This window comes from Streptomyces sparsogenes, assembly GCF_001704635.1.
GTDB lineage: Bacteria > Actinomycetota > Actinomycetes > Streptomycetales > Streptomycetaceae > Streptomyces > Streptomyces sparsogenes.
This window is the reverse complement of record NZ_MAXF01000032.1, coordinates 1-22,141: the sequence shown is the minus strand read 5'-3', so window position 1 is coordinate 22,141 and position 22,141 is coordinate 1. Positions and strand designations below refer to the sequence as shown.

The following is a 22,141-nucleotide window of genomic DNA, read 5'->3' as shown; positions in this document are numbered from 1 at the left end:
TTCAATCGACCGGTACGTACCCCAGGCGCTTGTCGACCACGTTGAGCAGCGGTTCGCCCGCTTCCCAGCGGTCGTAGTTGTCCTGGAACTGCTCGGCGAGCCGGTCTCGCCAGCCGACCGTGTCGCCGCTCATATGGGGCGAGACGAACAGCCCCGGCACGTCCCACAGAGGGTCGTCGGCGGCCAGCGGCTCGTGCTCGAACACATCCAGCGCCGCGCCGCCGATCCGCCGCGCGACCAGGGCCGCGACCAGGTCGTCCTGTACGACCAGCGGCCCGCGCCCCACGTTGACGAACAGGGCGGTGGACTTCATCCGGGCGAAGGCCTCCCGCCCGAACATGCCGCGCGTGCCGTCGGTCAGCGGCGCCGCGCAGATCACCCAGTCGGCCTCCGGGAGCAGCCCGTTCAGCTCGTCGCCGCCGCGCACGCCCTCGCGCGCCGTACGCCCCACCAGGTCGACGGCGATGCCGAGGGCCTCCAGGGTGCGGCCGATGGCGCGTCCGATCGGGCCCGCGCCGACGACGACCGCGCGAGTCCCGGCCAGCCGCACCGTCTCGCGATGGCGCCAGCGGCGCTGCCGCTGGAGCTCCCAACTTCCGAAGAAGTCCTTGGCCTTGGCGGCGACCAGGCCCGCGACGTACTCGGCGATGGGCTGCTCGAAGACGCCCCGGGCGTTCGTCAGGATCGCGTCGGACGCGATCAGTTCGGGGCACATCAGCCGGTCCACACCGGCGCTGGCCGCGTGGACCCAGCGCGGGCGGGGGCCGTCGCCGGGCCAGGCGGCGCGTACCGCCTCGGAGGTGAAATTCCACACCAGCAGGACGTCGGCGGCGGGGAGCAGTTCGGGCAGGGAGGCCTCGTCGCACACGAGGACCCGGGCCCGGCCGGCCAGCCGGTCGAGGCGAACGGGCGGGTCGTCACCGAAGACGACCACAGTGCTTTCGGACATAGGCGGGAAACCGTTTCGAAACGTAGGTCCGCTTGGCTGTTGAGGGTGTCGGGGAAGTCACCTCAGAGCGAGGATTGACCACGCTAGGCAGCGGAAACTACCGTCGTCAACAACGGAATCGTTCCGGGGTCTCTGTCCCGACGTCCCGGCATTCAGGCCGGCTCTTTCCCTCTGGCCAATGGTCCAGCCCTCCGTTTCGTATTGGGGCTCGATATGGACGTCTCTTTTCTGGGTGGCCCGCAGCCGCAGCGCGGTGTGGGCGTCGTAGCACCATTCGATTTCGCACTCGACCGCGAGTTGTGGCGCTGGGTGCCCGATGAGGTCTCCCTGCATCTGACCCGCACCCCGTTCGTCCCGGTCGAGGTGAGTCTCGACCTGGCGCGGCTCGTCAGCGAGCACGAGACCCTGCACGACGCGGTGCGCGCCCTGTGCGCCGTCGCGCCCGAGGTGGTCGCGTACGCCTGCACGTCGGGCAGCTTCGTCGGCGGCGTCGCCGGGGAGCGGGCGATGTGCGCGGCGATGACGCAGGCGGGCGAGGTCCCCTCGCTCACCACGTCCGGGGCGCTGCTCGAGGCGCTGCGGGAGATCGGCGCCCGGCGCATCGCCGTGGTGACGCCCTACACCAAGTCGGTGACCGACTCCCTGGAGGAGTACCTGGGCGAGGCCGGGATCACCGTGACCGGGCGGGCGTACCTCGGGCTGACCCGGCACATCTGGAAGGTGCCCTACCGCGATGTGGTCGACATGGCGCGGCAGGCGGTGGTCGGCGCCGCCGACGCGCTCTTCATCAGCTGCACCAACCTCCCCACGTACGACGTGATCCCGCAGTTGGAGGCCGAGCTGCGGATGCCCGTCCTCTCCGCGAACCAGGTGACGATGTGGGCGGCGCTGCGGGCGATCGGCGAGCGCGCGGTCGGTCCGTACCAGGCCCTCCTGGACCCGGCGGCGCGCTCCGGCCCGGCGGGGATGGCCGGCCCGGCGGGGCTGGCCGGGCTGGCGGGGTTCGCGGCGGGCGATCCGGTCGCGGGGCCGGTGGAGCCCGTGGTGATCCCGTCCACCCCGCTGACCGACCCCGCGCAGCCGGTGCCCATGCCGGAGCAGGTGCCCATGCCGGAGCCCGAGGCCGCTCTGGCCGGGTCGCCGCAGGGGCCGGACGGGGAACCGGCCGACGGCCTCGACCCGGCGTTCGGCTCCGGGATGGGGGATGCCCCGTATCTGGACGACTCCGGAGGCGCTCCGCCCGCGGTGTGACGGAACGGATCGGGCGGCCGCGGTGTATGAGAAGTGACAGGCGACGGGGCGGCGCTCGCGGGGGCCGCCGGAGGGAGGCAGAGATGGTGGACGTGACGGGGCCGGCCGGGGCGACGGCGCCGGAGCCGGTGGTGCGGGCGGCGCCGGGCGAGGTGCCGGCCACCCCGGCCACCTCCTTGGACACCACCCCCGACACGGTGGGCTTCCTCTACCCGGGATATTCCGCCGAGGACGACTATCCGCGGCTGGAGGGCATCCTCGGCGCCGGCGTCCGGCTCCCCCTGGTGCACACCGACATCGGCGAGGACGCCCATCGGGTGGACGCCCTGCTGGAGATGGGCTCGGCCGCCCGGCTCGCCGCCGGTGTGGCGGAGCTGAGGGCGCGCGGCGCCCAGGCCGTGGTCTGGGCCTGCACCAGCGCCAGCTTCGTCTTCGGCTGGGAAGGCGCCGGCGAGCAGGTGCGCGAGCTGTCGGCGACGGCGGGGCTGCCCGCCTCCAGCACCTCCTTCGCCTTCGCCCACGCGGTGCGGGCGCTCGGCGCCGAGCGGGTCGCCATTGCCGCGACCTATCCGGAGGACGTCGCGGACCACTTCAGGGCCTTCCTCAAGGCGGCGGGCGCGGAAGTCGTCGCGATGCGCGGCAGCGGCATCATCACCGCCGCCGAGGTCGGCACCTGGGGCCGGGAAGAGGTGCTGCACCTGGCGCGCGCGGGCGACCATCCCGACGCCCAGGCGGTGCTTCTGCCGGACACCGCCCTGCACACCGCTGCCTGGATACCCGACCTGGAGGAGGCCCTGGGCAAGCCGGTGCTCACGGCCAACCAGGTCACCGTCTGGGAGGGGCTGCGGCTGCTCGGCCGGGAGGTGCCGTCCGACCGGCTCGGGGCGCTCTTCCGCCCGGCGGCAGCCCCACGGGAATAACGGGAGCCCCCGGGAACAAGAGGTCCTGGGAACAAGCGGTCCCGGGAATAAAGCGGAGCCGTTCTCCGGTTGGCGTTCTGCGGTGCGGCGTGACCTACGCGGCCGCGCAGACGGAGCGACCAGGGAGGCGGGCCACCGTGGCCGACCAGCAGGGCGAGCAGAACCGGCGGCAGGACGAGCAGGGCGATCAAGCCGGGCGCCCCGACCGGGGCGGGCACCCCGGGCAGGACGGGGGCGGTGCCCGGCCCGGCGGGGGCGGGCCGGGGGACCACGGCCTGCATGCCGCGCCCAGGGGGAGCGCCCCCATCCCGCTGTCGGTGCTGGACCTGGCGACCGTCGGCAGCGGGCTGACCGCCGCGCAGGCCCTGCGGACCACGGTCGAGCTCGCCAGGCTCACCGAGCGGCGGGGCTTCCACCGGTTCTGGGTGGCCGAGCACCACTCCATGCCCGGCGTCGCCAGCTCCTCCCCGGCGGTGATCCTGGCCCACCTGGCGGCGCACACCGAGCGCATCCGGCTCGGCTCCGGCGGGGTCATGCTGCCCAACCACGCCCCGCTGGTGATCGCCGAGCAGTTCGGGACCCTGGAGGCGCTGGCCCCCGGGCGGGTGGACCTGGGGCTGGGGCGGGCGCCGGGGACCGACGGGGCCACGGCCGCCGCGCTGCGCCGCACCGACCGGCTGAACGAGGGGGCGGACGACTTCCCGCAGCAGCTCGCCGAGCTGCTCCGGTTCCTCGACGACGACTTCCCGGACGGCCACCGCTACGCGCGCATCCACGCCGTCCCCGGGCCGGTGCAGGGCACGGTGCCCGGCGGGGTGCAGTCCGCCGACCGGCCCTCGGTGTGGCTGCTGGGGTCCAGCGGCTTCAGCGCCAGGCTGGCCGGGGCGCTCGGCCTCCCGTTCTCCTTCGCCCACCACTTCTCGGCCGCCAACACCCTCCCCGCGCTCGACCTCTACCGCCAGTCCTTCCGCCCGTCCGCCGTCCTCGACCGGCCGTACGCCTCGATCGGCGTCTCGGCGTTCGCCGCCGAGGACGAGAAGGAGGCCCGGCGCCAGGTCCTCACCGGGGCGCTGGCCATGGTCCGGCTGCGCACCGGGCGGCCGGGCCTGGTGCCGACCCCCGAGGAGGCGGAGGCGCACCGGTTCAACGCGATCGAGGAGGACTTCGTGAGCGGCTGGCTGACGAACGTGGTGTACGGCACCCCGGACGAGGTGCGGGAGGGTCTGGACGCGCTGATCAAGCGGACCGGCGTGGACGAGATCAAGATAACGTCCAACGCCCATGGCCCCGAGGCCAGGCTGCGTTCGTACGAGCTGATCGCCGACGCCTACGACCTGCCGACGGCGACAGCCTGACGCTGCCCCGTTGAGCCCCCGGTGAGCGTCCGCCGGGGGCGCGCTCTACGGGGCGCCGCTCGCCGCCGGGTGGCCGCCGATCATGGCGGAGACGCGGTCCGGCGGCACCGGGCGGGAGTAGAACCAGCCTTGCCCGGTGTCACAGCCGATCCGGGCCAGCCGCTCCGCCTGCTCGGCGCTCTCCACGCACTCGGCGGTCACCGTCAGGCCGAGCCGGTGCGCCAGCTCCACGAGGGCCTGGACGATCGTTTCATCGGCCGGGTTGGGGTGTTCCTCCGCGCGGAAGCCCTGGACGAACGACCCGTCCAGCTTGAGCGTGGAGACGGGGAGCCGGCTCAGATAGGCGAGGTTGGAGTAGCCGGTGCCGAAGTCGTCGATGGCGATGGCCACGCCCATCTCGCTGAGCCGCAGCAGCGCCTGCAGCGGCCGCCCCGCCGAGCCCATCACCGCGGACTCGGTCAGCTCCAACTGGAGCAGCTCCGGCGGCAGTCCGGTCTCGGCGAGGATCGAGGCCACGTCCGCGACCAGGTCGGAGTCCCAGACCTGGCGGACCGCCACATTGACGCTGACGATCAGCGGGTTGCGGGGGTGGGCGAGCTGCCAGGCGCGGGCCTGCCGGCAGGCCGTCCGCAGCACCCACCGCCCCAGCGGGACGATCGCGCCGTTCTCCTCCGCCAGTGAGATGAACCGATTCGGCGACAGTCTGCCGAATCTCGGGTGATCCCAGCGCACCAGCGCCTCGACGCCCTTCACCGCGCCGTCCACCAGCCCGACCAGCGGCTGGTAGTCGAGCACGAACTCCTCCCGCTCGACCGCCGGACGCAGCGTGCTGGACAGCGCCTGCCTGGTCATGCGGTGGGCGTTGCGCTCGGGGTCGAAGAGCGTCCAGCGCGCCTTGCCGTCCTCCTTGGCCCAGTACAGCGTGGTGTCGGCGGCCTGCATCAGCCAGGTGGTGTGGGTGCCCGCGGCGGGCCGCTCCACCACGCCGATGCTGGCCGACACCGACAGCCGCTGCCCGCCCACCTCGAACGGCCGCTGGAGCGCCGCGAGGACGGACCTGGCCAGCTCGCACAGCTGCTCGGTGCCGGTGGAGTCCCGCACCAGCAGGGCGAACTCGTCGCCGCCGAGCCGCGCCACCAGATGGCCCCCGGGCGCGGCGCACTCGGTGAGACGCTGGGCCACCGCCCCGAGGAGCCGGTCGCCGACGCGGTGGCCGAGCGTGTCGTTGATCGCCTTGAAGCCGTCGAGGTCCAGATAGCAGAGCCCGATCCGCCCGGTGCCGCCCTGGTCGTACGCGGCGGACTCCAGGGCGGCGGCCAGCCGTTCGAAGAAGAGGTTGCGGTTGGGCAGCCGGGTCACCGGGTCGTGCATCTGCAGATGGCGCAGCCGCACCTGCAGATCGCGCCGGTCGCTGATGTCGGCCATCGACAGCAGCATGCCGCAGCTGTCCGGCACCGGCTCGACGGTGATCTCGGCCCACAGGAAGTGGCCGTCACTGTGTCTCAGCCGCCGGGTGCAGCACAGCCGCTCGCGGTGGCCGTGCAGCACTTCGCGGTACTCGCTCCAGGCGCGCGGATCCTCCCTCAGGTCCGCGAGGTCCGCGGCGCTGCGCGCGATCAGCCCGGCCGGCTCGGCGCCCAGCAGCGAGCCGAGCGCCGGATTGGCGTCGAGCACCGTGCCCTCGCGGTCGATGACGGCCATGGCGAGCCGCGCCGCGTTGAACGCGGCCCGGTAGTCGCTCGGCACGGTGCCGGGCGGGCTGCCCGGCACCCCGGCCGGCACCCCGGCCGACACTTCGCCCGCCACTTCGCCCGGCCCACCACTGGCCATCCCGTCACGTTCCGTGATCGTCGGCAGCGTCGCGCCGGGCGCGCGGCCCTGCCCGTCAAGGGATCCGCTCACCGCTCGCTCCCGCGTGGGGCTCGTCTCGTACAGGTCTGTCGTACACGTCTTGTGCATGTCTCACACCGGGTGCCGGACGGGCCGTGAATGCCCGCCTGAATAGGGAGTCCCCGCTGGAAATGTGCCGATCATAGAGGCTCGCGCTCCGACCGTTCCAACAATGCGACCGCGACCATCGGTGCCTTGAACATGTGTTTGGTCGTATCTGTTCGACTCTGCACGGACCCACTGCCCTCACGACCGACTGTGACCGTCTGTTACGTACCCGAATCCGGACCGGTTCACTCGACCGGCCCAATCCAACAGGGCGGAGGGCACGCATCCGCCTCAGGGTGGGTGGGGTGGTCCGAGTATGTCCGGGAGGTCGACATGGCGCGTCCTCAGCTGTCCGAGGGGGTGGGCCGCCCGCCCCGGCTGCGCCGCGCCGGGGCGATGCTCACCTCCCTCAGCGCCATGATGGCGACCACCGTGGTGTCGGGCCCCGCGATCGCGGTCGGCGCGGGCGGCCCGTGCACCCTCGAACGCACCGGAGCCCACCACTCCGAGGGCCTGGACACCTGGAACACCGGCTACCCCCGCCCCGCCCGCACCGTCCACGCCGCGATGCTCTTCCTCTCCTTCCCCGACTCCACGCCCAAGGTCGCCCCCCGCCGGCTGGCCGCCGACCACGTCCCGGCCACCACGGCCTTCTTCCGGCGCGCCTCGTACGGGCAGTTCAGGCTGCGGGTGCACGCCGCGAAACGGTGGATCGCCATGCCCGAGGCCTCCACCTCGTACGCCATAGAGCGCGACTGGAACGCCGGGCGCCGCGCCGCGTATCTGCGCGACGCCATCGCCGCCGCCGACCCCTCGGTCGACTTCGGCCGCTATGACATCGTCTACCTGGTCGCCGACCCCGACGCCCCCGGCGTGGACGCCGACGCGACAAAGGTGGTCAACTTCGAGCAGCCGCTGCGCGCCGACGGCGTCGAGCTGCGCCGGCTCGTCACCGTGTTCGAGCACCACCCGCCGGACCGGAACGTGCTGGCCCATGAGACCGGCCATGTCTTCGACCTCCCCGACCTCTACCACCGGCCCAAGGGCGGCGACGGCGAGGGCGACTGGGACACCTACGTCGGCGACTGGGACCTGATGGGCAGCCAGTTCGGGCTGTCCCCGGACCCCTTCGGGTGGCACAAGTGGAAGCTCGGCTGGCTGCGCCCGCGCCACATCCAGTGCGTGCGCGCCGCCGGCGCGACCCCGCACACCCTCGAACCCCTCGGCGCTCCCATGGAGGGCGGCAGCCCGGCCGCCGACCGCCGCACCCGCCTCCTCGTGGTCCGCACCGGCCCCACCACCGCGCTGGCCATCGAGGCGCGCGGCGCGTACGGCAACGACGCCGACACCTGCACCGAGGGCGTGCTGGTCTACCGCGTGCGCAACGACACCGCCTCGGGCGACGGCCCGGTCGAGGTGCTGGACGGCCACCCGGGCACCGGGGCGTGCTGGAACGAGTCGGTCTACCCCGAACTCGCCGACGCCCCGCTGGGCGTCGGCGAGACCCTGTCCGCGCGGAAGGACCGCGTGCGCGTGACCGTCACCGGCCGCACGGCGGACGGCGGCTGGGCCGTGGAGGTCGACCGCACACCGCCCCCGGCCTGAGGACGGGCCCCGGAAGCTCACCGCGTGTGCGTGCTCTTCCGGTACGCCGACGCCGCGTACCCGCCGAACACCGCGAACCAGCCCGCCAGCACCGCCACCGCCCCCACCGCAGGCAGCGCGCCCTCGGCCACGTCCCAGCCCAGCTGCGCGAAGCGGTTGGTGGGGGTCCACGAGGCGACCTCCCCGAACCAGTGCGGGAAGGCGCTCAGCGGAAACCACAGCCCGCCGATGATGGACAGGCCCATGCTGGCCGCCGTGTTGACCATCCCCGTGCTCTGCGCCGACAGGCGGTAGCCGTTGCCCAGGCCCAGCAGCGTGAACGGCAGGGTGCCCAGCCACAACACCGCCACCAGCGCGAGCGCCCGCAGCAGTGGCATCCGCACCCCGTTGACCAGGAACCCGGCGCCCAGCACCGCCACGATCGACGGCAGCACCACCAGCGAACCGGTCACCGCGCGCGCCCCCACCACCTGCAGCGGGGTGAGCGGGGTGATCCGCAGCTGGCGCAGCCAGCCGCGCCCCCGGTCCTCGGCCACGCCCGTGCCGTTCGCCAGGGCCGCGCCGAGGGCGCCGTACGCCGCCATGCCGATCATCGTCGAGGTGTCGTGGCCGGTCCCGTCGCCGTCCCCGCCGCCGATGTTGGTGAAGAGCAGATACATCACGACCGGCAGGGCGACCCCGAAGATCAGGAACGCGGTGTCCCGCGCCGTCCTGCGCAGCTCCAGCGCGATGGACGTCAGCATCAGACCACCGCCTCCTCTCGGTCCTCGCGCGCGGCCCTGGTGAGCGCCACGAAGGCGTCCTCCAGCCGGGACACGCGCACTTCCAGATTCCGTACGTCCCCGCGCCCGGCGAGCGCCAGCACCGTCGCGTCCGAGTCGGCGCTGCGCAGATACGCCCGGCCGCGCCGGATCTCCACACTCGTGACCCCCGGCAGCAGCTCCAGCCCCTCGGAGGAGCGGTCGCCCAGGTCGAAGGCGACCACATTGCCGCCCACCACCCGCTTGATCTCCTCGCCCGTGCCGTCCGCCACCTTGCGGCCCTTGTCGATGACCACGATCCGGTCGGCGTTCTCGTCCGCCTCCTCCAGATAGTGGGTGGAGAACAGGACGGTGTTGCCCCGCGCCGCGTACGACCGCATCGCCGACCAGAACTCCCGGCGGGCCTCCACGTCCAGCGCCGCCGTCGGCTCGTCCAGCACCACCAGCTCTGGCCCGCCCGCCATGGCGAGCGCGAACCGCAGCCGCTGCGCCTGCCCGCCGGAGAGCCGGTCCGCCCGCCGCCCCGCCAGCTCGGTCAGCCCCGCCAGCTCCAGCGTCTCGGCGACCGGCAGCGGCCTGGGATAGGTGCCGGCCACGAAGGCCACCAGCTCACGGACCGTCACCCGGGTGATCAGCGCGCCCTCCTGGAGCATCGCGCCGAGCCGCCCCGAGCGGACCGCCGCCTCCGGCGAGCCGCCGAACAGCCGCACCCGGCCCTCGCTCGGCGGCAGCAGGCCGAGCAGGATGCCGATCGAGGTGGACTTGCCCGCGCCGTTGCGGCCGAGCAGGGCGATCGACTCGCCGCGCCGGATGGTCAGGTCGATGCCCCGCACCGCACGGACCGCGCCGTAGTGCTTCGCGACACCGGCCAGCTCCACCACGGGCGGGTCCGCCGCCGACGTCGCTCTGCTTGTCGCACGACCCGTCGCATCACCCGTCGCGTCACTCGTCGCTTCACTCGTCATGACAGCGACGCTACGGAAGGTGAGGGCGGCGGCGGCAGAGCCGACCGTCAGCGATCCGACGGGACAAATGTCATGGCCCGAGGGAGGAGCCGCACACGTTCTCGTCTTGTCCTATCAGCTGTTGTCCTATCACCTGCCCGAAATCGAGCCGCCTTCGAGCCGCCACCCCGAGACTCGGGCGCCGGTCCTGACCACTGGGCGGCGCTGGGGAGTTGTGGATGCATCGACATGCGAATCTGGCCGAGGCCCTGATGGACCGGGCCCTGCTGTGCGCCGCCGGCGAGGCGCTGGCGCACCCGGTCCCAGGCGGCGGCGAGCAGCGGATCAGCTACGCCGCGCTCGACGCCCGGGCCCGCGCCGTCGCCGCCTGGCTGCGGCTGCGCGACGCGCCCGGCCGCCGGGTGCTGCTCGCCCTCGACCCCGGCCCGCACGTGGCGGCGGCGCTGCTGGGCTGCCTGTACGCGGGGGCCGTCGCGGTCCCCGTCCCCGCGCCGACCGCCTCCCGCACGGAGGCCGAGCGCACCGCCGCCATCGCCAAGGACGCCGCCGTGGACCTCGTCCTGACCGAGACGGCGCACGCCACGGAGACCTCCCGCAGACTCTCGCTCGTCGGCCGCACCGGCATCACCTGCCTGGCCGTGGACGGCCTCGCCCCGGACGCCACCTCACCCACCGCCACCGCCCCGCCCACCGCCACCGCCCCGCGCGGCCTCCCCGACTCCGGGCCCGTCCGCACCACGGCCGACAGCCTCGCCCTCCTGGCGTACGAGGCGGGGCCGGCCACCGCGCCGCGCGCCGCGCCGATCACCCACGGCAACCTCCTCGCCGCCATGCCCGCCCTGCGCCAGGCCCTGGGCACCGGCCCCCGCTCCCGGATCGGCGGCTGGCTGCCCCGCCACCACACCCTCGGCCTCGTCGGCCAACTGCTGCACCCCCTGTGGCTGGGCGCCACCGCCGTCCCCCTGCCCGTACGGCCGTACCGCGCCGACCCCGTCGCCTGGCTGCGGGCCCTGGACCGCCACGGCGTCACCGAGACCGTCGCACCCGACACCTGCTACGCCCGCTGCGCCGCCGAGGCCACGGACGAGCAGCTCGCAGGGCTCGACCTCTCCCGCCTCCGTACGGCCCTCGACGCCGCCGAGCCGGTCTCGGCCGCCACCATGGCGGCCTTCCGCCGCCGCTGCGCGCCCGCCGGGCTGCGCCCCGGCGCCCTGCTCGCCGGATACGCCCCCGCGCAGGCCGCGCCGCTGCTCATCGCCGAGGGCCGGGGCCCGGTGCCCGGCCTCGACCTCCGCGTCCTCGACCCGGCCACCCGCCGCCGGGTGCCCGACGGCGTGGTCGGCGAGATCTGGGTGCGCGGCCCCGCCGTGGCCGCGCGCCACGGGGGCCGCCCGGCGGCCACCGAGACGGCGGTGGGCGGCTTCCTGCGCACCGGCGACCTCGGCGTGGCCCGGGACGGCGAGATCCGGATGACCGGCCGGAGCCACGAGGACGACCCGGCCGACAGCTTCGTGGTGGCCGGCATGGCCCTGCACCCGCAGGACGTGGAGCGGGAACTGCTGCGCTGCGGACGGCCGTTGGGCTCCGCCCGGGTGTTCTGCGCCGGTCCCGGCACCGGGCCGCTGGTCGTCGTCCAGGAGGTCAGGACGGCGAGCGGCTCCCAGGCCGCGTTCGCCCGGCTGGCCGGGCGGACCCGGGACCGCGTGGCGGAGGAGTTCGGCGCCGCCACGGGCGCGGTGCTGCTCGTCCGCCCCGGCACGGTCCGCCGGGCCGGCTCCCACAAGGTGCCCCGCGCCACGCTCCGCGAGCAGTTCCTGCGCGGCGAGGTCCGGCCGCTCTACCAGGACGCCGAGCCCGGGCTGCGGACACCGGCCGAACCCGCCTCCGGCGGCGCCGCGTGACGGCGGGCCCACCCCCGCCACCCCCGCCACCTGTGCCCATTCCCGTGTCCGAAGGCCCCCGAGGCCCCTGGCACCCGGTGCGCGAGGCGTTCACCGCGCACGGCCGGGCCGTCGTCCACAGCCGGTGGCGGGAGTGGCTGCCCGCCGGCCCCGGCGGCCACGCCGTGAAGCTCGGCCACGCCGTGGCGCTCGGCCCCGCCGCGCGCGGGATGCTCGACGACCACGACCGGCGGCGCCTGCGCACCCTGCCCCGCCCGGCGGCCCGCGCCCGCTTCCTGGCCTCCCGGCTGCTGCTGAAACACCTCGTCGCGGCGGTGACGGACACCCTCCCGGCGGCGGTGTGCCTCGCGTACGAGCCGGGCGGGCGGCCGTATGTGGCCCACCCGGCGGCGCCCGGCCTGGAGGTGAGCCTCAGCCACACCGGAGACCTCCTCGTCGCGGCGGTCAGCCGGTGCGGACGCATCGGGGTGGACGTCGAGCCTGCCGGGCGGCCGATGCGGTACGCCGACGTGGGCCGGCGGCTGTGCGCCCCCGCCGAGCACGCGGCCCTCGCCCCCCTCGCGGAGCCCGAGCGGGCGCGGGCGCTGCTGCGGCTGTGGACCTTGAAAGAGGCCTATACGAAAGCGCTCGGGCAGGGAATGCGACTGGCCTTCGCCGAATTCGAGTTCGAGGCGGCGGTTTCGCGCGGCGGATGGCGATGCGCGGTTTCCGAAGTGCGCGGACCGTTTTCGCCCGTCTTTTCGCCCGGCGGCCATCTGGTGAGCGCGGTATGGCGGCAGCACGGGTGTTCGGTGGGCGGATTCGGCCGAGAATTGGTGGAGTGGCCGAGAAGATTTGGGAATAATCGTATGCGGGCAGACGGCGGGGGATGAGCAAGCAGGGGCAGGGGCGACGTGGTCAGAGTGCTGATAGCCGAAGACATGCATATGCTGCGCAAGGCACTGGTCGCCCTGCTGGAATTCGAACCGGATATCGAAGTCGTCGCCGAGTTCTCGAGCGGTGCCGATATCCTGCCGCGCGCCAAGGAGCTCCGCCCCGATGTCGCGGTCCTCGACATCGACCTCCCGGGCATGGACGGCCTGACCGCCGCCGCCGAGCTGCACACCGCCGTGCCCGAGTGCCGGACGATGATGCTCACCAGCCTCGGCCGCCCCGGCAATCTGCGCCGCGCCCTGGCCGCCCATGTCTCGGGCTTCCTGCTGAAGGACAGCACCCCCGACAAGCTGTGCGACGCCATCCGCGCGGTCGCCAAGGGCGAGCGGGTCATCGACCCGCAGCTCGTCCTCGCCGCCCTGGACGACAAGCCGCAGCCCTTGACGCCGCGCGAGCTGGAGGTGCTGCTGCTCGCCTCCCAGGGGGAGGGATCCGCGCAGATCGCGGCCCGGCTCTATCTGTCCGTCGGCACGGTGCGCAACTACCTCACGTCCGTCGTCACCAAGCTGAACGCGCGCAACCGGGTGGACGCCATCCGCATCGCCCGCGAGGCCGGCTGGCTGTAGGCGCGCGCGTCCTTCGCCCCGCGCCTGCGTCCGGCCCCCGTCCCCGCCGCGCTCACCCCGCCGTCCGGGAGGTCGTCCGGGGGCCGATGCGCGGGCCGCGCCCCGTACCCCGCTCGGCCTCCTGGGCGGGTGAATCCACGGGCAGTTCCAGCTCGGCCCGCAGCTCGAACCAGCCGTCCTCCCGTACGCCCGCGCGCAGCCGCCCGCCCAGATTCTCCAGCCGGACATGGAGGTTGCCGATCCCGCTGCCGCCGTCCGACCTTGCGGCGCTGTCCGCGCCCAGGATGGTGGAGGGCTTGCCCACCCCGTCGTTGGCGAGCGTCAGGCGGACGGTGCGGTCGGTGCGCCGGGCCTCGATCGAGCAGTGCTCGGCCTTGCTGTGCCGCAGCACATTGGTCAGCCCCTCCCGCAACACGCTGGCCAGCACGGTGTCCACCAGGTCGGGCAGCTCCCCGCAGTCCACCTCCGCCGTGGTGCTGATGCCGACCGCGGCCAGCATGGACTTGGCCGTGCCGGCCTCCGCGGACAGCGACATCTTGCGGTATCCGCTGGCCACCGCCCGTACGTCCGCGAGCGCCTGACGCGAGGTCTGCAGGATCTCGGACAACTCCTGCTGGGCACGGGAGTTCTGCGGGGGAACCAGGCGGTGGACGAGTTCACACTTGAGGGTGATGGTGGACAGGCTGTAGCCGAGCAGGTCGTGCAGATCGCGGGCGAACCGCAGCCGCTCCTGGGCCACGGCCAGCCGGGCCAGCTCGGCCCGCGACCGGGACACCTCGGCGACCAGCCCGGACAGCCGGGAGAGGCCGAAGACCACCAGGCCGGTCAGGGCGGTGGAGACGGTCGTGTACGCGACCTCGCCCCAGCCGAACCCCACCTGGAACAGCAGCACATCGGTGCATCCCATGATCGCGGCGAAGGCCACCCAGGACAGCGGGGGAGGCAGCACCAGCAGGGAGGAGCCCGCCAGGAACCCGGGCATGCCGAGCCACGCGTGCTTGAAGATCGCGAAGGGGAGGAAGGTCAGCAGCGCCTGCACCCCCAGCGTCCAGTGCCGGGCGCCGCTGAGCCTGGGCGCGAGCCCGGGGAAGGAGTGGGTGAGCTGGAGCCCCAGCAGGGCGGCCAGTACGGGGAGCAGCGCCAGCATCAACAGCGCCGCGTCCAGGGCCCGTCCGGACGGGCGCGCGTCGACCACATACGTCACCGCGACGCAGAAGTAGCCCACGAGCACCACCGCCGTGATCACCACGGCCAGGCGCGGCGCGAGATCGTCGCGGTAACGAGCCGGGTCGTTCCCGGCGTCGTGGGGCAAGGGCGTCCCCTGCACTCGTCCTCCGGATGGTCGGACCGGATTGGGTGGCTTGCCCGAGAGTATCCGATCTTTTCCGGCGGTGGAGAGGCGACGGAGGAGGCTGAGGGTGTGCACGACGTTACTGGAGGTCACATTCGATCACAGGACATCGCGGGAAGCGGGACATTGTGGAAAGCGGGACATCGGGGAAGCGGGGCATCGCGGCAGGCATCACAGAAAGAGGGGTATGGGGTTGAGGTCCTGGTACGGCGTCGGCTCCGCCAGCCGCCCCAGGGCCACCGGTGTGTGGAAGAGCCGGCCGGGCGCGAACCGGGCCCAGTGCGGGCGGAGCCCGGGGACCAGCACCTTCGCCACGGGCAGCCCCACCTCCGGCCGGGTCTGGTCCAGCGCCAGCAGCTCCATGCCGTGGCCGCGGACCAACTCGACCACGGCGTCCAGGGGATCGCCGGGGCAGGGGCGGGACGTCCCGGCATCCGGCGCCGCCACCCCGGACGGGGTCAGATAGGGCTGGTTGGCGAGGGTCGCGGTGCGGTACCAGCGCAGCGCCTCGGGGTCGGCCGTCGCGCCGTAGCCGCCGCCGTCGGCGCGGGCCTCGACCACGGGGGGCAGCATCTGGTTGAGTTCGGCCAGCGCGTGGCGCAGCGCGGTGTGCCGGTCGAAGTGGGCGCCGAAGCCCAGGGTGATGTCCTCGGCGGGCTTGTCCGTACGGCGTGAGACGGCCGCCACCACCGGGATGCCGAAGTCGGAGGTGAGGTCGAGCGCCCACACCTCGCGCCGCAGACCGGCGTGGACGCGCCGCAGTTCGGCGACCCAGGGGTCGTCGCAGGCGCCGAGGTCGAGCGCCGGCTGGCGGGTGCGGTTGTACCACCACAGGGCGACCGCGTCCCGCTCCACCAGCTCCAGGAAGCCGCGCACCACGGCGTCGGCCGGACTGCCCCCGGCCGCGGCGCCGTTGGAGTCGGCCCGGCAGTAACGCCGCCCGGGCGGCTGGGGGGTGCCGTAGTACAGCAGGGCGGTGGGCAGCAGCCGGTGGCGCCGCGCGGTGAGCGACCACACCGGCGTCCAGTCGATCTCCGCCTCCTCGTCGAAGGGGTCGCACACCCGGTGCCGGGCGGAGGCGCTCCGGTCGTGGAACTGCCGCGGGTCGAAGAGCTGCACCGCGTCCGGGTGCACGGCCTCCTCGGGGCCCAGGTCGCGGTAGCGGGCGCGGCGCCGCGGCTCGTCCCCCTGGAAGTGGCCGCTGTAGTGCTCCAGCGCCTCGCACAGCGCGCTCGCCTGGGCCTGCTCGGCGGTCATGCCCTTGCCGTGGGCCGCGGTGCGCAGCCCGGCGCGGACGGCGTCGAGCCCGGGGGCCGCGCCGGGCCCGGAGGGGCCGCCGGCGGCGATGTTGGCGTACGACGGGTGCCGGGCGTGGAAGCAGTTGAGGAAGGCCGGCCCGCGCGGGTCCCGGCGGATCTCGCTCACCAGCCCGGTGACGGGGCTGATCAGATGCGCGTACGTCTCCATGATCCGCCACGGCGAGCTGTCGGCGCTCCGCGGGGGCGCGCCGCCCTCGCGCGGGGTGGGTGTCAGGGGCGCCCGTATCCGCGCCGCGACCAGCCCGGGGTCGCCGCAGGAGGCGCACTGCGGGCGGCGGCTCACCGCGTGGTGGCCCAGGGCGGAGGTGAGGGTGTCCAGGGTGCACAGGGCCCGCTGGCCCGGGTGGCGGTGGCCGGCCAGCCAGCCGGCCGCCTCCAGCGCGGCCAGCTGGAGCGCGGCGGCCCGGCTGGCGGCCAGCGAGGCGGGCGGGCGCGGCACCGGGCCCTCGCGGCCGAGCCTGCGCTGGAGGTGGGCCTCGGCCGGGCGCCGCCGCCACAGCCGGTCGGCCAGGCAGGACCAGCACGGGTCGTCCGGGGCGCCGAGGAACGGGCCGATCCACGCCGTGGTGCCCACGGGCTTGACCGGCAGCCAGCGGCGGCCGGCCGCGCGGTGCCGGGCGTCGAGCTGCGACAGGCGCGGATCGAGGTAGTCCTCGCAGACCACCAGGGTGAGGTGGTCATCGCCGCGTTGACCCTTCCCGGTTTGACACGGCGGGTCCCCGTCCAGGACGCGCAGGCCCGCCGCGCGCAGCGCCTGGACGGCCTCGTCCCGGTCGGTGCGGCCGAGGGCCACGGGCGTCACGGCGGCGGCCCGGAGGGCCTCGGCGCGGCCCGCCCCCGGGAGGGCGACGGGGGCCGGGACGGGGCCGGTGGTCACGCCCGCCAGGCCCCAGTACGCGTCCTCGGGACGCGGGTGGCGGCCGCGCTCGCACACCAGGCCCGCCTCGCACAGCCGGGCGATGACCCGCGCGGCCTGGGCGGCCCCCTCGGCCCGCGCCTCCCGGGCGGCGTGCTCGGCCGCCTCTCGGGCGGCGTGGTCGGCCGCTTCCCGCGCGGCGTGCTCGGCCGCTTCCCGCGCGGCGTGGTCGGCCAGGATGCGCCCCAGGTCCCGGGAGCCGTCGAGCAGCGGGGCGAGCGTCTGGACCGTGCGCCCGTGCAGCGCCGTGACGCCGCGCTCCGAGACGAGGTAGACGGCCTCGCCCGGGACCTGCTCGACCCGGAGGTGCGGTGAGAAGCCCAATGTGCCCATCAGCCGGCGCTGATGGTGCAGATGCAGATTCCCAGGGCGGGCGCGGGCCAGGGGTCGGCGGAGAGGTCCTCGATGACCAGATCGTCGGCGTCGGGCCCGCCGACGGGGGGCGGGTCGGCGACGCACAGGCCCTGGGCGCTCAGGGCCCGCGGACTCGCGGGGCAGGGGGACGTATCGGTCATTGTGGGCTCTCCTCGGGGTAAGAGGCGGTCCGTGCAAGGAGTCTGCGATGACGGATCCATGGCTTACCAGTGCTTTTGTCATAACTAGGGTGTGAACTTGTCATGGTTTCCGCCTCACAGGACTCATGCACGGTTCGGGAGTCCGGCACTGGTCGTCTCCACCGCCCGCACGCGAGGCTCATATGTGCCTCAATGGCAGGGCCGCGCGGCCAAAGAGGCACCTGACGGAGCGACTGACGGAGGTGTAGGGGACCATGGACATCAAGGTGTTGGGGCCGCTGAGCGTCGAGGCATGCGGTCAGTCGATCGTGCCCAGCGCGGGCAAGCCGCGGCAGATCCTCGCACTGCTTTCCGTGTACGCCAACCAGATGCTTCCGGTGCCCACCCTTATGGAGGAAATCTGGGGCGCGCAGATGCCGCGCAGCGCGCTGACCACCCTGCAGACCTACATCCTCCAGCTCCGGCGCAGACTCGCCGCGGCTTACGGTCCGCAGGCGCCCGAGGCGTCGAAGAGCGTGCTGGCCACCCGGTACGGCGGGTATGTGCTGGAGGCGCAGCCGGGCGCGGTGGACATCCATGAGTACGACCGGCTGGTGGCCGCCGGGCGGGACGCGCTGGACGCGGGCGACGATGTCGAGGCGTCCTTCCTGCTCCGCGAGGCGCTGGCGGTCTGGCGCGGCCCCGCCCTCGTGGATGTGCGCGTCGGCCCGATCCTGGAGATCGAGCTCGCACGGCTGGAGGAGAGCCGGCTCGGGGTGCTGGAGCGCCGTATCGAGGCCGACCTGCGGCTCGGCCGCCACGCCGAACTCCTCACCGAGCTGACCGAGCTGACCGCCCGCCACCCGCTGCACGAGGGCCTGCACGCCCAGTGCATGGCCGCCCTGTACCGGGCGGGCCGCCCATGGCAGGCGCTCGAGGTCTACCAGGGGCTGCGCGCCCGGCTGGTCGAGGACCTCGGGCTCGAACCCTCCCCGCGCCTGCAGAAGTTGCAGCAGGCGGTGCTCGCCTCCGACCCCGCGCTCGACCTGGAGCGGGGCGGCCGGCGGCGCCGCCCGGTGCTCGACCTGTTCGCCGCGTAGGGAGCCACCTCCCGGGGCCCATCGGCTCCACCCTCCCGGCCCCGCCGCACCACCGCACCCGCCTCCCCGAAACGCCCGGCGCCGCCCTTCAGCCGGGCCCGCTACGGCTCCGCTCCCCGACACCCCCCGCGAGGGAGAGCGGAGCCGTAGCGCTGTCCGGAAACGGCCACCGGCCTTCCAGGCGGACTCCAGCACCCCCTGCCACCGTCCCAGCGGCGACCGAGCACATGCCGGGAACACGAGCCAGAGGGGGCCGCTTTGCGCATCATCGACCTGTCGACACCGGTGGACGCCTCCGGCTGGGAGCCCGACCCGCTGGTCCACGAGATCATGACGCCGGCCGAGGCGGCCCACCACATGAGCGAGGAGATGCGCGAACACTTCGGCATCGACTTCGACCCGGCCGAACTGCCCGGCGGGGAGCTGCTCTCCCTGGACACCCTCACCCTGACCAGCCACACCGGCACCCACGTGGACGCCCCCGCGCACTACGGCTCGACCGGCGCGTACGGGGTGCCCCGCACCATCGACCAGATGCCGCTCGAATGGTTTCTGCGCCCGGCCCACGTCCTGGACATCACCGCCGCCGACCCCGACACCCGCACCGTCGGGGTGGCGCACCTCGAGAAGGAGCTGGCCCGCATCGGCTGCCGGCCCGAGCCGCTGGACATCGTGCTGCTGCGCACCGGCGCCTCCCGCTGGGCCGGCACCCCCCGCTACTTCACGGAGTTCACCGGCCTCGACGGGCCCGCCACCGACCATCTGCTCGACCTCGGCGTCCGGGTCATCGGCACCGACGCGTTCAGCCTCGACGCCCCGTTCTGCGACATGATCCGCCGCTACCACGCCACCGGCGACCCCGCCGTGCTGTGGCCCGCCCACTTCGCCGGCCGGCGCCGCGAGTACTGCCAGATCGAGCGGCTGGCGCGGCTGGAGACCCTGCCGCCCACCGGGTTCCGGGTCGCCTGCTTCCCCGTGAAGATCGCCGGCGCGGGCGCGGGCTGGACGCGCGCGGTGGCCCTGCTGGACGAGTGACGGGCTTGCGGGACGAGGGGCTTGCGCCGGACGAGGGGCGGGCGCCGGCGAGTGACGCGGGCGCGCTCCGCCCCGAGTCGAGCGCGGGTTGAGAGCGGGGCGGCACTGTCCCGGCGGGGTCCCTCCCCGCGCCAGCCGGCGGAGAACCGAGCCCCACAGGCGGCTCCGAGCAGGAAGGTCGAACCGACGTGATGCATCAGCGCGTTATCGATCGACGAGGGAGGCGCCGGGTCGCCATCACCGGCATAGGCGTGGTGGCCCCCGGCGGCGTGGGGACCAAGGAGTTCTGGTCGCTGCTGACCGAGGGCCGCACCGCCACCCGTGCCATCTCCCTCTTCGACGCCACCGGCTTCCGCTCCCGGATCGCCGCCGAGGCCGACTTCGACCCGCATCACGAGGGCCTGACGCCGCAGGAGGTGCGCCGCATGGACCGCGCCGCGCAGTTCGCGGTGGTCGCGGCCCGGGAGGCGGTGTCCGACAGCGGTCTGGAAGCGGCCGGGGCGCTGTGCGCCGGCGGGCTCGACCCGTACCGCGTGGGCGTCACGGTCGGCAGCGCGGTGGGCGCCACCACCAGCCTGGACACCGAGTACCGGGTGGTCAGCGACGGCGGGGCGAAGTGGCTCGTCGACTACACGTACGCCGTGCCGCACCTCTTCGACCACTTCGTGCCCAGCTCCTTCGCCGCCGAGGTGGCCTGGGCCGTCGGCGCCCAGGGCCCGGCGTCCGTGATCTCCACCGGCTGCACCTCCGGCCTGGACGCCGTCGGCCACGCCGTGGAGCTCATCCGGGAAGGCAGCGCCGACGTCATGGTCGCCGGCGCCACCGACGCGCCCATCTCCCCGATCACGGTCGCCTGCTTCGACGCCATCAAGGCCACCTCGCCGCGCAACGACGACCCCGCACACGCCTCGCGCCCCTTCGACCGCACCCGCAACGGCTTCGTGCTGGGCGAGGGCTCCGCCCTCTTCGTCCTGGAGGAGCTCTCCCTGGCCCGCCGCCGGGGCGCCCATGTGTACGCGGAGATCGCCGGCTTCGCCTCCCGCTGCAACGCGTACCACATGACCGGGCTGCGCCCCGACGGCCGGGAGATGGCCGAGGCCATCCGCGTCGCGCTCGACCGGGCCCGCCTCGCGCCGGACGACGTCGACTACATCAACGCGCACGGCTCCGGCACCCGCCAGAACGACCGCCACGAGACCGCCGCCTTCAAGCGCGCCCTCGGCGAACACGCCCGCGCCACGCCCATCAGCTCGATCAAGTCGATGGTCGGCCACTCGCTGGGCGCCATCGGCTCCCTGGAGATCGCCGCCAGCGCCCTGGCCATCGAGCACGGCGTCGTCCCGCCCACCGCCAACCTCCACGAGCCCGACCCCGAATGCGACCTCGACTACACCCCGCTGGTCGCCCGCGAGCGGGCCGTCGAGGTGGTGCTGAGCGTGGGGAGCGGATTCGGCGGCTTCCAGAGCGCGATGGTGCTGGCCGGCGCCGGGCGGGAGACGGACACGTGGTGAGCGCCGCCGTGTTCACCGGCATCGGCGTGGCCGCGCCCAACGGCCTGACCGTCCCGGTGTGGTGGAAGGCCACCGTGGGCGGGGAGAGCGGCATCCGCCCGGTCAGCCGCTTCGACGCCTCCGGCTACCCGGCCCGGCTCGCCGGCGAAGTGCCCGGCTTCGACCCCGCCGAGCACATCCCGGGCCGCCTGCTCCCGCAGACCGACCACATGACGCGCCTCGCGCTGACCGCCGCCCAGGAGGCCTTCGACGACTCGGACACCGACCCGGGCCGGCTCCCCGAGTACGCCGCCGGGGTGGTCACCGCGAGCTCGGCCGGTGGCTTCGAGTTCGGCCAGCGCGAGCTGGAGGCGCTGTGGAGCAAGGGCGGGCAGTACGTCAGCGCGTACCAGTCCTTCGCCTGGTTCTACGCCGTCAACACCGGGCAGATCTCGATCCGCCACGGGCTGCGCGGGCCCAGCGGCGTCCTGGTCACCGAGCAGGCGGGCGGCCTGGACGCGGTGGCCCAGGCCCGCCGGCGGCTGCGCGGCGGCAGCCGGCTCATCGTCACCGGCGGCGTGGACGGGGCGGTCTGCCCGTGGGGCTGGACGGCGCAGCTCGCGGGCGGCCGGCTCAGCCTCGCCGACGATCCCGCCCGCGCCTATCTGCCCTTCGACGCCGCCGCCCGCGGCTATGTGCCGGGCGAGGGCGGGGCGATCCTGATCCTGGAGGACGCCGCCGCGGCCCGCGCCCGCGGCGCCCGGGTCTACGGCGAACTGGCCGGCTATGCCGCCACCTTCGACGCCAAACCAGGCGGCGGGCGGCCCGGCGGCGCCCCCGCGCTGCGCCGCGCCGTCGAACTCGCCCTCGACGACGCCGGCCTCGCCCCCCGGGACATCGACGTGGTCTTCGCCGACGCCGCCGGAGTCCCCGACCTCGACCGGGCCGAAGCGGAGGCCATCACCTCCGTCTTCGGGCCGCGCCGGGTGCCGGTCACCGCGCCCAAGACCATGACCGGACGGCTGTACGCGGGAGGCGCCGCCCTCGACCTCGCGGCCGCGCTGCTCTCCCTGCGCGACGCGCTGATCCCGCCCACCGTGCACGTCACGCGGCTCGCCGACGGCCTCGAACTCGACCTGGTGACCGCGCGGCCGCGCCCCCACCCCGTACGCGCCGCCCTGGTGCTGGCCCGCGGCCGCGGCGGCTTCAACGCGGCGGCCGTCGTCGTCGCGGCCCGCCCCCACCGACCGGCCCACTGCCCCCGCCGCCCGCCGTCCTGTCCGACCGGCCCA

General features: G+C 74.4%; 18 protein-coding genes. 11 read left to right on the top strand and 7 right to left on the bottom strand.

Going from position 1 to position 22,141, the window contains the following annotated elements; genetic code table 11:
• Nucleotide 1: 1 nt before the first annotated feature.
• Nucleotides 2-949 carry a D-2-hydroxyacid dehydrogenase gene (locus BBH68_RS06925; RefSeq protein ID WP_065959776.1) on the bottom strand — a complete coding sequence of 316 codons (948 nt, stop codon included), beginning with the start codon at nt 947-949 and terminating at the stop codon, nt 2-4.
• 213 nt (nt 950-1,162) lie between these two features.
• Between BBH68_RS06925 and BBH68_RS06920 the strand changes: the two genes are divergently transcribed.
• From BBH68_RS06920 to BBH68_RS06910, 3 genes are all read left to right on the top strand, one after another.
• Complete coding sequence (locus BBH68_RS06920; protein WP_065959774.1) at nt 1,163-2,200, top strand: aspartate racemase/maleate isomerase family protein; 1,038 nt, start codon at nt 1,163-1,165, stop codon at nt 2,198-2,200.
• Between the two features lie 83 nt (nt 2,201-2,283).
• A complete protein-coding gene (locus BBH68_RS06915; protein WP_245737929.1) occupies nt 2,284-3,120 on the top strand; it encodes a maleate cis-trans isomerase family protein in 837 nt (278 codons plus the stop codon).
• 275 nt (nt 3,121-3,395) lie between these two features.
• Entirely contained in the window at nt 3,396-4,475 is a 1,080-nt protein-coding gene (locus tag BBH68_RS06910; protein WP_245737932.1) for an LLM class flavin-dependent oxidoreductase, read from the top strand.
• Nucleotides 4,476-4,520: 45 nt separating this feature from the next.
• Here the strand turns inward: BBH68_RS06910 and BBH68_RS06905 are convergent, their stop codons facing one another.
• Entirely contained in the window at nt 4,521-6,434 is a 1,914-nt protein-coding gene (locus tag BBH68_RS06905; protein WP_104531238.1) for a putative bifunctional diguanylate cyclase/phosphodiesterase, read from the bottom strand.
• A gap of 312 nt (nt 6,435-6,746) precedes the next feature.
• Here BBH68_RS06905 and BBH68_RS06900 point away from each other — a divergent pair, with 312 nt between their 5' ends.
• Nucleotides 6,747-8,018 (top strand): M6 family metalloprotease domain-containing protein, encoded by a 1,272-nt coding sequence (locus tag BBH68_RS06900; RefSeq protein ID WP_065959813.1) that lies wholly within the window; start codon nt 6,747-6,749, stop codon nt 8,016-8,018.
• Between the two features lie 17 nt (nt 8,019-8,035).
• Here the strand turns inward: BBH68_RS06900 and BBH68_RS06895 are convergent, their stop codons facing one another.
• A complete protein-coding gene (locus BBH68_RS06895) occupies nt 8,036-8,761 on the bottom strand; it encodes an ABC transporter permease (RefSeq protein WP_065959771.1) in 726 nt (241 codons plus the stop codon).
• Entirely contained in the window at nt 8,761-9,744 is a 984-nt protein-coding gene (locus tag BBH68_RS06890; protein ID WP_245737928.1) for an ABC transporter ATP-binding protein, read from the bottom strand. Before BBH68_RS06890 ends, BBH68_RS06895 begins: the two co-directional genes overlap by 1 nt.
• Nucleotides 9,745-9,962: 218 nt before the next feature.
• Here BBH68_RS06890 and BBH68_RS06885 point away from each other — a divergent pair, with 218 nt between their 5' ends.
• The 3 genes from BBH68_RS06885 to BBH68_RS06875 are packed head-to-tail and all read left to right on the top strand — an operon-like array spanning nt 9,963 to nt 13,144.
• Nucleotides 9,963-11,645, top strand: a complete 1,683-nt coding sequence (locus tag BBH68_RS06885; protein ID WP_065959768.1) for an AMP-binding protein — start codon at nt 9,963-9,965, stop codon at nt 11,643-11,645.
• A 44-nt stretch (nt 11,646-11,689) separates the two neighbouring features.
• Entirely contained in the window at nt 11,690-12,517 is an 828-nt protein-coding gene (locus BBH68_RS06880; RefSeq protein ID WP_245737927.1) for a 4'-phosphopantetheinyl transferase family protein, read from the top strand.
• Nucleotides 12,518-12,538: 21 nt separating this feature from the next.
• Nucleotides 12,539-13,144, top strand: a complete 606-nt coding sequence (locus tag BBH68_RS06875; RefSeq protein WP_065959764.1) for a response regulator transcription factor — start codon at nt 12,539-12,541, stop codon at nt 13,142-13,144.
• Nucleotides 13,145-13,196: 52 nt separating this feature from the next.
• Here the strand turns inward: BBH68_RS06875 and BBH68_RS06870 are convergent, their stop codons facing one another.
• The 3 genes from BBH68_RS06870 to BBH68_RS06860 all read right to left on the bottom strand — a co-directional run bounded on the left by BBH68_RS06870 (nt 13,197) and on the right by BBH68_RS06860 (nt 17,245).
• Complete coding sequence (locus BBH68_RS06870; protein ID WP_245737926.1) at nt 13,197-14,456, bottom strand: sensor histidine kinase; 1,260 nt, start codon at nt 14,454-14,456, stop codon at nt 13,197-13,199.
• 210 nt (nt 14,457-14,666) lie between these two features.
• Nucleotides 14,667-17,063, bottom strand: coding sequence for a TOMM precursor leader peptide-binding protein (locus tag BBH68_RS06865; RefSeq protein ID WP_065959760.1), 2,397 nt, complete (start codon nt 17,061-17,063; stop codon nt 14,667-14,669).
• The gene (locus BBH68_RS06860) at nt 17,063-17,245 is read right to left on the bottom strand and encodes a hypothetical protein (RefSeq protein WP_065959756.1); all 183 of its coding nucleotides are present in this window, start codon (nt 17,243-17,245) and stop codon (nt 17,063-17,065) included. Before BBH68_RS06860 ends, BBH68_RS06865 begins: the two co-directional genes overlap by 1 nt.
• Before the next feature lie 254 nt (nt 17,246-17,499).
• On the opposite strand from BBH68_RS06860, the gene BBH68_RS06855 reads away from it, so the two are divergent.
• From BBH68_RS06855 to BBH68_RS06840, 4 genes are all read left to right on the top strand, one after another.
• Nucleotides 17,500-18,324 (top strand): AfsR/SARP family transcriptional regulator, encoded by an 825-nt coding sequence (locus BBH68_RS06855; protein WP_065959754.1) that lies wholly within the window; start codon nt 17,500-17,502, stop codon nt 18,322-18,324.
• Between the two features lie 258 nt (nt 18,325-18,582).
• Nucleotides 18,583-19,359 (top strand): cyclase family protein, encoded by a 777-nt coding sequence (locus BBH68_RS06850; RefSeq protein ID WP_065959752.1) that lies wholly within the window; start codon nt 18,583-18,585, stop codon nt 19,357-19,359.
• A gap of 191 nt (nt 19,360-19,550) precedes the next feature.
• The gene (locus BBH68_RS06845; RefSeq protein WP_065959750.1) at nt 19,551-20,870 is read left to right on the top strand and encodes a beta-ketoacyl-[acyl-carrier-protein] synthase family protein; all 1,320 of its coding nucleotides are present in this window, start codon (nt 19,551-19,553) and stop codon (nt 20,868-20,870) included.
• On the top strand, nt 20,864-22,141 hold a 1,278-nt coding region (locus BBH68_RS06840), incomplete at its 3' end, for a ketosynthase chain-length factor (RefSeq protein WP_245737925.1). The genes BBH68_RS06845 and BBH68_RS06840, both read left to right, overlap by 7 nt.

Coding starts and splice junctions, on each gene's coding strand:
- BBH68_RS06925 (WP_065959776.1), bottom strand. CDS start 949: ATGTCCGAAAGCACTGTGGTCGTCTTCGGTGACGACCCGCCCGTTCGC.
- BBH68_RS06920 (WP_065959774.1), top strand. CDS start 1,163: ATGGACGTCTCTTTTCTGGGTGGCCCGCAGCCGCAGCGCGGTGTGGGC.
- BBH68_RS06915 (WP_245737929.1), top strand. CDS start 2,284: ATGGTGGACGTGACGGGGCCGGCCGGGGCGACGGCGCCGGAGCCGGTG.
- BBH68_RS06905 (WP_104531238.1), bottom strand. CDS start 6,434: ATGCACAAGACGTGTACGACAGACCTGTACGAGACGAGCCCCACGCGG.
- BBH68_RS06900 (WP_065959813.1), top strand. CDS start 6,747: ATGGCGCGTCCTCAGCTGTCCGAGGGGGTGGGCCGCCCGCCCCGGCTG.
- BBH68_RS06895 (WP_065959771.1), bottom strand. CDS start 8,761: ATGCTGACGTCCATCGCGCTGGAGCTGCGCAGGACGGCGCGGGACACC.
- BBH68_RS06890 (WP_245737928.1), bottom strand. CDS start 9,744: ATGACGAGTGAAGCGACGAGTGACGCGACGGGTGATGCGACGGGTCGT.
- BBH68_RS06885 (WP_065959768.1), top strand. CDS start 9,963: ATGCATCGACATGCGAATCTGGCCGAGGCCCTGATGGACCGGGCCCTG.
- BBH68_RS06865 (WP_065959760.1), bottom strand. CDS start 17,063: ATGGGCACATTGGGCTTCTCACCGCACCTCCGGGTCGAGCAGGTCCCG.
- BBH68_RS06860 (WP_065959756.1), bottom strand. CDS start 17,245: ATGACCGATACGTCCCCCTGCCCCGCGAGTCCGCGGGCCCTGAGCGCC.
- BBH68_RS06855 (WP_065959754.1), top strand. CDS start 17,500: ATGGACATCAAGGTGTTGGGGCCGCTGAGCGTCGAGGCATGCGGTCAG.
- BBH68_RS06845 (WP_065959750.1), top strand. CDS start 19,551: ATGCATCAGCGCGTTATCGATCGACGAGGGAGGCGCCGGGTCGCCATC.